The sequence below is a fragment of the Bacteroides difficilis genome (assembly GCF_048319815.1).
In the GTDB taxonomy this organism is placed as follows: domain Bacteria; phylum Bacteroidota; class Bacteroidia; order Bacteroidales; family Bacteroidaceae; genus Bacteroides; species Bacteroides zhangwenhongii.
Window position 1 is genome coordinate 4,015,621 of the sequence record NZ_CP182814.1, and the last position, 12,810, is coordinate 4,028,430.

Sequence of the window (12,810 nt, forward strand, 5' to 3'; positions counted from 1 at the left end):
TCAATTTATTTGGCTAAAACAGACTTTTCCTTTTAGAAAGTGTATCATGATTGTTTTTCAAATCTGTCCAATCCACTTTCTTCTTTGTATCGATACCATTGATATATTTCTCAATGTTAGTATAGCCGTCCCCATTACAATCTTTCACTGCGTCGGAAGGATCGTTCGGATTCAGCCCGTTGGCAACTTCCCAAACATCCGGCATCCCGTCATTATCTGTATCGGCATACGATTCTCCTTTATATTCGGGGAGCCCGCCTACTTGACGGATGTCTGTAATAATTCCTTGTTTATAAGAGTCTGCCGGTAAACGTCTCTTTACATATGGTGACACAAATTCCGGAGCGTCTTTTACATAAATGGCTTTACCCGTCCGTACTGTTTTGATCACACGGGAATCAACCGCATCACGTTTTGGAAAGTTGGCTCCTGCATTGTCCAATACAAAGTTATAGGCTTTTGAAGTATCCATTATAGTGACAGGAGGCATTTTGAATGCTTCGTCCGATTTAATTTGCGGAAGGAACTTTTCTGAGTCTACGTCATCTTTTAGCTGTACACCGCCATCCCAATTGTTCTTTGTCACTTTTGCATTTCCATGAATGATATTTCCGTTGACATAAGCTTTTCCAAAAGATAAAGGACGGTTTTTGTCACGTCCGGCTTCCGGTTTGAGGATACGATATGAGATCGGTTTGTCTAATGGAGTAATGGGGCCCGGTTTGAAGTAATTATTAATCATGTTATAGAAACTTTTATTATCTCCTCCGTCCACTGAACGATTCCACCAATTAAATACGACATTATTAACAAAATTGAAATCTCCGTCCATCCCTACCGAACTGTTACGGCTGATATTGGAAGCAAATAGATTGCGGCAGAACATACTGTTATGCCCGCCGATGGTAGCGCCGAAAGCATGATTGTAAGTGTCCAACGCTTCGGAGAATATAGAGTTCTGAATAGTGATATTTACAGTCGGAAGTTTCAGTCCGTGTCCATCCGCACCTCTATTGTATACGTGTCGGTAGATAGACATATTTTCATCCAGTCCCCAACTTGCCGAACAGTGGTCTATCATGATATTCCCGACTGCATTTCCGCCTACCGCATCATCACGAAAGGCAACATCCTGTGCACCACGACGGAAACGCATATGACGGATAACAACATCGTGTGTATCAATCAGAAAAGACTGTCCTGTCACACAAATGCCGTCTCCCGGAGCCGTTTGTCCGGCAATGGTCACATACGGCGCACGTACACTGATAGGACTCTTGAGATGTATTATGCCCGATACATTGAAGACGATAATACGTGCTCCCCCCGTTTCACAAGCTTCACGGAATGTTCCGGGACCGGAATCTTCGAGCGAGGTGACTACGATTACTTTCCCTCCACGACCACCGGGAGTATACATTCCCCCTCCCTCCGCACCGGGAAAAGCGGGGATATTACTTTTTACCAAATCTTCCGGTTTTGAAGCCCACGGTTTATAGGGACGTCCTTTTTGTGCCTCTTCCAAAACTGTCGGCAGAGCTTTTTCCCATGCTACATTTGATTGATGTTCAAACTCGGCTTCTTGTTTTGCCCCTCTTGCCTTTACAGAGTCCGGAATCACCGGATACTGCGCTGCCACAGGTAATACACAGGCAACCAGCATCCATGCTGATAATACTTTCTTGATGTTGTTCATTCTTTCGAATCTTAATAGGTTTTCTAAAAAGACGATTAAGAAAGCGTTTTGTAACCGGTTATTTCTCTCCTTTCCGCCATTCATTCATATATTCGCGGGGAGTCTGGTTATATTTCTTCCGGAAACATTTACTGTAATAGCCGGAATCCTTGAATCCGACAGCAAAAGCAATTTCGGAAACACTTAAATCCGTACTCTTAATTAGTTCAATAGATTTGTTCAGACGAATTTCTTTAACCAAATCTACGGGGGCTAACCCGGTCAGGCTCTTCAACTTTTTAAAGAATGCCGAACGACTCAAACCGATACCGGAAGCTATTGTATCTATATTGAAATCACTATCATCCATATTCTCTTCGATCACTTGATGGATTTTCTCAAGGAACTGTACATCTTTCTTTACCAAGTACTGTTCATAACTATCCTCTTCCGTCGTTGTCTGGTTCTCCATTTGCTGTCGGATACGTTCACGGAATAATTTCCGCTCAGACAATAACTGGTCGATTCGTGCCAACAGGTATTCTTTGCTGAATGGTTTGGTTATATAAGCATTGGCACCCAAAGTTATGGCTTTTGTCTTGGCACCTTCATCATTCTTTGCAGTCAGTATTATTACAGGAATATGGCTGATCTGGAAATCTTTACGGATAGACTGTAACATTTCCAGCCCGTCCATCTCAGGCATCATCTGATCTGTCACCACAATGTCCGGATGGTAAAGATGGACTTTCTTCAAACCTTCTACTCCATTATTGGCAATATGGATGTTGAATTTGTCTTCTAATTGCAATTTTATCAGTTGACAAAGATCTCTGTTATCTTCTACTAATAACAGGGTCGGTAGTGAAGAGTCTATTTCCGGTTCTTCTTCTGTAGTTTCTACCGAAGGAATATTCGTAACAGCTTCTTCTTCGGAAGCGGTTGGAGCAGTTTCCGTGTCGCTGACATAGAAGTCGACTTCCGACGGACGATAGTGTTCCTTATCCATTAGAAGTTCAACTGTAAATACGGCTCCCTGTCCTTCGGGACTTTCAGCATAAATAGAGCCATGATGCAGGTTTACGATTTCTTTAGAAAGTGCCAGACCAATGCCTGTACCTTGATAGTATGGATTCTTTGTATTCTCTCCTTGTGAGAAGCGTTCGAATATTTCAGTCAGCTTACTTTGTGGAATGCCCTCTCCATTATCTTCTACCCGTACGAAACAGCGTTTTCCGTCATCCGTCAATCCGGTAGTGACGTAGATACTTCCGCCGGAATGCGTGAACTTAAACGCATTGGATATAATGTTGCGGATGACAATACTTAATTTTTCCTTGTCTGCCCATACCATAATAGATTCGTCCGGTAACTGGAAAGTGAAACTAACTTCATTTTCTTCTGAAAGCACACGGAATTCTTTCTGGAAAGAAGCTATCATTTCATTAAAATCAATCAAAGAAACATGCAGGCGCATCTTGCCATTCTGAATCTTCCGGAAATCCAATATCTGATTCACCAATTGTAACATTTGGTTGGTATTCTTCTCCATCAGATCAACATATTGCAATCCTTTCGGGGATAATTTTTCCCGTTCTTTCAGTTCCTGTATAGGTCCTTTTATCAATGTCAAGGGAGTGCGAAGTTCATGGGAAATATTGGTAAAGAACTTAATTTTCATTTCCGATACTTTTTGCTCGATATAGATATCATTCTTCATTTTGATCATGAAGAAAGCCAGGCGCAAACCGAAATAAAGAGCTGCCAATCCAAGTATGACATAAATAATCATTGCCCACCAACTCAACCACCAGGGCGGAAGAACCGTAACGGCTAAAGTTCGGCTCGAAACAAGTTCGGGATTGGCTTCATCCAGCGTTTCTACACGGAAAATATAATCACCGGGAGGCACATTGGTATAAGAAGCAATCCGGTTCTTTCCATTATAATGCCATTCTTTTTCATATCCTTCAAGTATGTAACGATAAGATACTCTGTTCTGATTATAAAAATTCAGAGCGGCGAATTCTATTGTGAACATGGACTGGTTGTATTTCAGTTGAATCGCATCGGTATAAATAATGGATTCTTTTAGAATGGGGCAATCCTGAAAACTCCGCAGATCGCGATTGGATACTTTGAAATCGACAATACGTGTATCATAGTCCATGTGTTGTGTTTCCAACTTATCCGGAGAAAATGCCAATATACCTTGTCGTGTACCGAGCCATAAATCTCCGTTTAATGTACGAAGTGTACTTCCCTCTTCCAATTCTACGTTTAGGAAACCGTCATATTTATCATAATTGCGGAACTGTTCGGTAGCTTTATTAAAGCAGGACAAACCGATTTCTGTTGTAAACCAGAGATTTCCGTTTTTATCTTCTACAATTGACTTGACCACGTCATTATTCATTCCTTCACGTATGCCGTATGATTTAAAGATCGGTTCATGCTTTTCTTTATCATATCGAACAAGTTTGTTCAGACCTCCACCAAATACGCTTACCCAGATTTGTGAGTCAGTGTCCTTATATAGCACATAAATATCATTATCAGCGACATTGGATCGTTCGCTGACTTGACGGTAAGTCTCAAATTGTATCTGTTCGGGTGTTGCAAAATGTCCGTCGAAAGACATTAAACCATCCATTGTTCCTACCCATATCCGGCCGTCTTCATCTTCTGTCATTGTGCGTACCTCCATATATAGTCCATAAGGAGGATACTGTTTCAGTCCGTTGTATTTATGTTTGAAAACAACTTCTCCGTTTTCTTCGGCAATCAGATTTAATCCTCCTCCCAATAATCCTACCCAAATGCGTTCCTGACTATCTTGGTAAGTAAAGTATACGTCATTATTACTAATGGAGTTTGAATCTTTCGGATCATTCTTGTAACGGGTAAAACGCAGTCCATGAGGTGAGTTCATATCCGGTTCAGCTTTCACCAATCCATTACCTTTGGTAGAGAACCATAGATTTCCGTCTTTATCTTCCATAATATGATAGACAGCTCCCAGCAGGTAGTTCTGGTCCGAGAAAATCTGCTTCACTTGTCCATTACGATCAAGACGGTATAGGGCCTGCCATCGGGTTCCTACCCAAATATCTCCGTTTTGTGCCTGATAGAGAGCACGGATTCCTTGATTCCGGGATGTCTGTTTTTCCGTAGAAACTGGAACGGGAGATACATCGGTCAGCAACTGGAATTGTTTTTGGGGGAAGTTCACTCGATACACCCCGCTACCGGTAGATGCTAACCAAAGGATTCCATCTTTATCCAATAACAAATGAAAAAAAAGTTGATTGGGAAGATCCTCAGAAAAAGGTTTCATTTGATTGATACGGGTCATTTCCAGTTTATCCCTGTCGAAAAGAAGAATTTCTCCGCCCGGAGTGAGGAAAAACATTCCTTGCTCACCTGCATCCTGCATCTCAAAATTGCCAATGGTATTCTGATTGGGAAAAGTAAAACGATGACTGCTTTTATTCAGAGGATCATAATATATCAATGCGTGATTGCCTTCCTGAAACCATATTTTATCATATTTGTCATAGAATATGATGCCACTATTCTCTTGGGGGATTGTAAACGGTAGTTTGGTTAGCTGTTTGTAACCGATGTTGTATTCATATGCTCCGTCATTGGTAGTTATATACATCAAGCCGGACTCGGTGACCAGTAAACGAGAGATAGCCTGTTTGATCTCCGGTACCTCGTAACGATTCACAACCCCATTTTGAGGATCAATACTATAGATATGCCCGTTTTGATCTCCTAGCCACAGGAACTTGGAATTATAAGAAGCGCAAGTGAATAATTTGGGATCGGCAGAAACTTTTTTTCCAATAAAATCGGCAGGTTTATCTTTCAAGGCACTCCCTTTTCTAAGAGACAGAATCTGGTAGTCCATACCTATCCAATTAATAAATTCAGCAGTTTCACAAAACACATTATGTTTCAAACGCATATCATATACGTTCACGTTGGGGCGTGAGTCGTGCAACTGCTTCATTGTAATCTTACCTGTTTCATCGGTATGTGCACGCAACAAACTTTTATCTTTAGTCAACAGTAGAACGTCTCCGTCTTCTGTCGTTTGAATTTTGATAATCTGAATATTCTCGGAGTATTCTTTTACATCATCATAGACGGCATGAAAAGTTTCATGCTTCTTGTCAAATAAATATAGTTTGCGGTCAATAGTCTTGAGCCATAGAAAACCATTCTTATCTTCCACAATACGCTGAATCTTGCGAGGAGGAATATCTGCAGAATAAAAACCGTCCCGATTATCATACGAACGGAATTTAGCTCCGTCAAAGCTGCATAATCCGTACCATGTGCCAAACCAGACAAATCCATCTGTCCCTTTTAAAGTGCAGTTGACGATGTTATTGGGCAAACCACGTTCAGCCGTATAATGTTCTACAATCATATTTGGATAGGCAAAAGCACATACGCCCATCAACGATAATAATAGTATTAGAATATTCCGTTTTCTCATTTATGATAATAATAGAGGTTTTAATGCTCCCAAAGGTAGTCTTTTTTTTGAAGATAGTGACTAGAATCACTATCTTCTTATTGTTTCTTGTGCTATTTTTCAGTTCCGAATTCAGTCTGTTGGCGTTCTACTTCGTCCAATACTCGTTGGCGTTCTTCTTCGGTGAGCTGTACCTTTCCTTCCGATTTCCTTTCCGACAAACCGGTTTTCATCGTAGGTGAAGCGATTGTTTGTTCTTTGTAGCAGAAAGGAAATTCGGCCGGGATACTTTCAAACTCCAATTCGGCAGCCGTAGGAGCCTGTGTTCCTTCAAATTGTACATGAGCTTTCACTTTAATCTTTCCGGCTTTCCGAGTAGACCGGACCAACAGAGGAGCCGAACCGAATTCTACAGTACGAGGATTGGCGCCAATGGTAGCGTCACCAATAATTTGTCCTTCTCCTTCTACAGTGAATACAATATTTTCTTTTGCCAGACGACGCACATTACCGCTATCATCTGTCACTTCGGCAACTACCACAATGAAATCCGAACCGTCCGCTATCAAATTTACTTTTTGAGTATCTGCATATAAACGAAGTTTGGTAGACCGACGGGAAGGCATTTTCTTTTGTGTACACACCACTTTTCCGTCAATGATACCTTCGGCAACCATATTTACTTTCTGCCAGTTCTTCTGTGTATAGCTATATCCGCGTGCTTCCCAGAAATCCCATACATCTTCGAATATAACAGGCGCATTCGGCATATGCCCTTTGGCATGAATTACAGGCTTAGTCCATGATTTCGTCCCATCATAGATAGAAAGACGCACCGAGTCGCAGTTACTGAATATCACTACATCCTTGTCGGAGAACTGTGACATTTCATGAGCAATGAATACCATTGGTCCACATTCTGTCAGCGGATGGTGAAGATTGGCGGGTGATTGACTACGGAACATTTCGTAGGCATATTTCTTTTGTCGGAAAGCATCATATATACCTCCCCAATAAGGATCGGGATGATAACCGCGCTGATGATCGAACGGATGCCATTGTGCTCCACCGATAAACTGACCGGTAGTACGGTACATCTCATCATAACTTTTAGCCAAAGACAGCGCCTGTACGAGCAGCGGACGTTCCCCCCAACTGCGGCTCGCACGGTTATTGTTGTTGTGAGCGTACCAATCGTCTACATTCTCTCCGAATTCACGGGTGAAAATACATTGCTCCGGCCTATCAGTCTTTTCGTCATCTCCCGGCCAACCGTAAACAACGTCATAATGTTCTTTCACACCGGCGGAATGCACATCGGCAGCAGCTACGGGACGTCCCGGATAAGGAAATTCTTCTTTGGTTATTTCGAGTGCTTTCAAGGCAAAGTCGAGCGGATAGCGGGTTTCATTCAGAATAGGTTCCCACATCAAAACAGATGGGTGATTACGGTCACGACGAATCATTTCGCGGGTGTTTTGATGAACCAATTCTCCGAATTTCACATCCTTGTTCCAATATTGCCATCCCGGAGTAGCTACGATAACAAACATACCGAGTTCATCGCAAGCATCCATAAAAGCAGGATCTTGTGGATAGTGTGCTACCCGGATAATTGTGCAACCGGCATCCCGCAGGCGTTTTGCATCCCGCCATTGCTGAGAATTAGGCAGGGCATTGCCTACGTATGCAAAGTCTTGATGACGGTTGGCTCCTACTAATTGTCCGAAGGGTTTTCCGTTCAGCCAGAAACCATCTTTGCCACGAAATTCCGCTTGGCGGATTCCGATACGTGTGATGCCTCCGTCAATGGACTGATTGCCTTTTTTAACTCGTGATTGCACTCTATATAAATAAGGTGAATCGGGTGACCACAGTTTAGGGTTCTTTATCTCTATCTGCTGCCGGATCGTTTTCTTTTCTCCGGGTTTCAGGGAAAGCTTGCCGGAAGCTCGTCTGATAACCTTTCCATCAGTATCTGTCAGAGCCGTTTCCACAGTAACGGTTTCGGAACGCTGATTCTTATTTTGTAGTTCCGTATTTACATAAACTTGTGCGCTCTTTTCACTGATCTTGTCGAAATGAACAAAAACTCCACCACCTGCAATAGTCTGGGACTCTATTGCGTCAGTAATGGATACCGGTGATTTAGCTATCATCCATACATCACGGTAGATACCGCCATGATAGGCAAAATCCAACGTATATTGGGGCTTGCCGGGAGGAAAGGATTTATCATTGCTATTGTCTATAAAAACGGCAAGCAGACAAGAGTCTCCTGCCTGTACACCATTGGCTGTCAAATCCAAAGTAAAAGGAAGATAACCGCCAATATGTTCTTGAATACGCTTTCCGTTTAAGTAAAGGACTTGCTTTCCCATCGCTGCTTCAAAGTGGATCAGGACCTGTTTCCCTTTGGTTTCCGCAGGAAGTACGAAATGCTTGCGATACCAGGCAGGACCTTGATAGTTACGGCAGCCGCTAGCTTCGGCAGGCATTAACTCTACTGTATGAGGAGTGGAAACAATTGTCCAGGAACGGTCGTCGAAATCAACGGATTCGGCTCCACGAATGTCCCCCTTGAAAAATCTCCATCCCGGATTGAAGTTATACACTTGTCGTCCGCTACCGAGAAGCTGAATGAATCCGGCAACTGATGTTTCGGGGCGGTAAGTTTCTATTGTCCACCCTTTCTCTATCAGTGAGAATAACAATAGAAAAGCTGATAAAATTAAAAACAGTCTTTTATTCATAATACTTTTATTTATGGCTTCTTTCATTTCATAATATAGGGATGTAGACTTTTTAAATCATTATTATTATGTCCTTTTTCCGACTTTCGGGAAGAACTTTCAAGTCTGTAACTTTTCCGTCTTTCAAGGTTGCTTCTACTGTCGTTTCACCCGGTGCATGAAGCTTGAAATGTATATCCCATTCTTTAGGCCATGCGGGGAAAAGGAGTATTTGCTCACCATTAGTCTGCAATAGCATTTCTTGAAGTCCTATCATACCGCTACCTCCCCAGTTGTGATCGGGTGTCCAGTCATATCCCGGTCCCCAAAAAGCAGGAAAACGATGTGGACCGTTTGACAGTTTGGCGAGGGTCAACCTTTTGGCTTCTTCGGTCAATCCCAGACAAGCTGCCCAAATGTTATCTTGTTTCCACCCGACATGAGAACGGAATCTGATTGCTTCCGGATCATAGAAATAAGTATTACGGGCTAATTCAAGATTTTCTTTTCCTACTCCGTAGATGCGCCAGGGAAATACAGGATACAATTGCGGAGTTTCTACATTATTGATTCGTTCCCAACTTACAGCAGGAGAAATCGTTTGCTTCAGTTCGGGTGAAGCTGTGGGATTCAAGGAATCCTTGATTTCTATGTACCGCAATGGAATCGGAGGAATCGTTTTCAGCATTTCATCTTTCTTTCCATAATTTTCCAATACAGTCTTCAAAGCGGCAATTGTACTGCTGGCATTGTTAGTCATCTTATAGGTTTCACAGGCAGAGCCCGGAAACAGGACAAGATGTCCGTTACCATCCAGCGCTTTCCGTCCTCGACGGGAAGCAAGTTGGCGATAATGTTCGTCAAAGAATGTCAGCGAGCTTTCAATTAAAGGCAGATATGGAGTAATGTCTGCATTTGCATAATTCTTGGTTTCCAATATCATTTGACAGAATTCCAGTATAGTATCCCACTCATACTCCAGCCATGCATTATATTCCAGTCCTTTGTCAAACCATTCCGGACGTTTGAAGCCATACTCCGCAGGATTAGGCAAACCATAGTTTTCTATTTGCTCACAGAAACATGCTCCATTGTGTTGCCAATATACTTGGGTACGGAGTTCTGCATTTTTCAGCATGCGGTTGTAGAAATCGAATTGGGAAGACATCATATCGAAGTCTCCGCTTTTCAACATCGGCCAGTATACAAGCCGCTGATTCTGTGCGGTCATCGTACCTCCTCCCCATTTACGGTAATCAGGAGTGAAGGCCTGTTTTTCGTCTATATGACAGGGATCAAAGGTAAATAATCCACCATTGAATTTGGTCGGGACACTACCGTAAGCATTGCAACCTAGCATATAGCGGAAAAGAGTGTAGTTTCGGGTAATTTTTTTTATATCGTTATCATTTTTGTTTTCTGTATTTCCAATAGGTTCGATAAAGCTGCGTTGCCAAAAGGCATTCCACCACAGACGAGTTTGTTTTTTATCCTGTGATACAATTTTTGACGAAATCTTTCCTTGTGGGGCTATTCTTTGCAGATTGATTTGCAAGTCTTGTTCCCATTGTTCTACTATTGCTGTCTGTTCTGTGTGCAGGACGATACAGAACTGCTCCTTCCGGGAAGCTTTTGAGGAGCGAAAGTTCCAGGCACGGTAGTCTGTACCGGCATAGATACTATCTGTTGTACCTGTATATTCCAGATTATCCCCGAAAAGATAGCCACCGAAAGTCAGATGCTTTAAAGGATTCATCATTTGAGATTTGACATTTTCCATTCCTTGTTGCGCTACGGCAATGTCAAAAACTGTTTGTTCGGGATTACGGTGATAGAATAAAAGCAAGTTTCTTTCTTTTGTCATTCCTGGTAGTTCCCTTTTGGAAGATAAAGAAACAAAGTCGGCAGTGGTAACAGCTCCTTTCGGGGGTGCCCATTTGTAAGAGCATTGTTGCCCCTCTCCTTTTCTGATCATTCGTTCCTTATACCGCCAGTTCTCATAAGAGACTTCTGTCCGCAAAGGTTGTGCGTTGGTGATTTCCACATGGACTACCGGATGATAAACATCTGCCCAAAACTGTATCTGTGTGCCTCCTGCCGATACTTCTACATACCCGTCTTTCAATTTCAGTTCCTGTCGGAAATCTTTTGCATCTTTGAATGGATTAGGAAACAGACGAATCCTAAAACGTCCTTGTTTCAGTTGGCAGTTGTTCTCGTCGAATGTACCGCTACGACTCAGATAGAATAGTATATCACCTTCCTCCACCCATATATTCATGCCGATATCACCACCACCGCAGGGCATGGATTCGGAGGAATTCCGACTGGGAGTGTTCCAAATGACATTAGCATGCCGACTCCAAAGAGCTGACACGCTAACAAATACGAATAAAAGAACAAAAATGCGACGTAAATAATTCATAAATTTATCACTTCATTAGTTTGTTTCGTTCACCACAGTGTGGTGAACAGGATCACCAATTGTCCGAACGGAAAGATCCCAAAGGCAGTCCGTCACAATAAACGTCTCCTTCTACATAATTCTTGAATCCATAACGAACAGCTACCGGATGAGGGACTTTATCACTCTTTACCAGCATTTTACTGCGTTGAATCCATGCCTTTGCAGGATAGAACACTTTATCTTCTCCCGCCACTTCAAAATTCTGTGATTCAAAACAATCTTTACCGCTAATCCACATATTGGCACGTTCGAAACTTACAATAACCGTATCATTCTTTATTTCGATACTTTTATAATAAGGACTTTCGCCATTTACTCCTTCTATTCCGTATGTCTTCGTCAGTGCCAGAAGCGCCAAACGTTCGCCGGCTGTTTTTTTCTTTGAAGGATGGATTCCTTTTTCCATACCTGCATCTAGCAATACTGCCATACCACTGTTCTTCACACGATGTTCAACTTTAGACTGAGCTTCCCGAAGATAGGCGGAGTTGATGATCTCTTTACCTTTTTCTGTAATAATTCCATAATCATACGGAGCTATCTGACAATAATAGAAAGGGAAGTCGCCTTGTTTCCATTCGGCACGCCATCCGTTAATTAACGTCGTAAACATATCTGCATAGGTATGGGCACGATTCCAATTATCTTCCCCTTGATACCAGATAACGCCTTTCATAGTCATGCCGATGAGAGGATGTAACATACCATTGTAAAGCACGGTCGGAGTACGGTTCTTTGATTTTATATCCTCTTCGGATTTAGGAATTTTCGCATCGGGAAAGGCTTTCAGCCAATCAGCTGTCATCCATGCTTCGCAGGCGGAACCACCCCAAGCAGCTACAACCAAACCTACCGGCACATCCAATATTTCATTGACCAGTCTGCCGAAATAATAAGCTGTCGCACTGAAATCGCGTACACTGACCGGAGTTGCTTCTTTCCATGATCCGATAACATCGTTCTGTGGGGTAAAAGTAGAAGTACGTTTTACGGTGAACAGGCGAATACTCGGATTCTTACTGTGAAGAATATCCATATTAGCATTTTCTACTGGTTGGTTCTTGAATCCTTTCATAGGCATTTCCATATTGCTTTGTCCGGAACATAGCCACAATTCGCCTATCAGAATGTTACTCAGTGTTTTGGTATTTCCATCATTGAAAGTGATATCATAAGGACCTCCGGCTTCAGGAGTGGAAACAGACAATTTCCATGCACCATTTTTGTCTGCTGTAACCACATAGTGTTTCCCGTTCCAGCCGGTAGTTACCGTTACTTTTTTGTTGGGAGTGGCTGTACCCCATAGATTCGTGCTTGTCTGTTGTTGCATCACCATGCCGTCAGAAAAAATAGCAGGTAACTTTACTTCTGCCTGTGTTGACAAGCATGTAGCCAACAGAGAACCAGCTAATAAAATGCTCATCTTGAGTCTTGAATTTTTCATTAT

Annotated in this window: 5 protein-coding genes; all 5 read right to left on the reverse strand. The window is 42.4% G+C overall.

Annotation, left to right across the window (positions count from 1 at the left end):
- Window positions 1-13 precede the first annotated feature (13 nt).
- The 5 genes from ACNOGP_RS15855 to ACNOGP_RS15875 all read right to left on the reverse strand — a co-directional run bounded on the left by ACNOGP_RS15855 (window position 14) and on the right by ACNOGP_RS15875 (window position 12,807).
- Window positions 14-1,696: a polysaccharide lyase gene (locus ACNOGP_RS15855; RefSeq protein WP_418213164.1), complete on the reverse strand. Its 1,683-nt coding sequence runs from the start codon at window positions 1,694-1,696 to the stop codon at window positions 14-16.
- A 58-nt stretch (window positions 1,697-1,754) separates the two neighbouring features.
- Window positions 1,755-6,185: a two-component regulator propeller domain-containing protein gene (locus ACNOGP_RS15860; RefSeq protein ID WP_418213165.1), complete on the reverse strand. Its 4,431-nt coding sequence runs from the start codon at window positions 6,183-6,185 to the stop codon at window positions 1,755-1,757.
- 92 nt (window positions 6,186-6,277) lie between these two features.
- Complete coding sequence (locus ACNOGP_RS15865; RefSeq protein WP_418213166.1) at window positions 6,278-8,917, reverse strand: glycoside hydrolase family 2 protein; 2,640 nt, start codon at window positions 8,915-8,917, stop codon at window positions 6,278-6,280.
- A gap of 52 nt (window positions 8,918-8,969) precedes the next feature.
- Window positions 8,970-11,321, reverse strand: coding sequence for a DUF5703 domain-containing protein (locus ACNOGP_RS15870; protein ID WP_418213167.1), 2,352 nt, complete (start codon window positions 11,319-11,321; stop codon window positions 8,970-8,972).
- 52 nt (window positions 11,322-11,373) lie between these two features.
- Entirely contained in the window at window positions 11,374-12,807 is a 1,434-nt protein-coding gene (locus tag ACNOGP_RS15875) for a sialate O-acetylesterase (protein ID WP_418213168.1), read from the reverse strand.
- Between the last annotated feature and the right edge of the window lie 3 nt (window positions 12,808-12,810).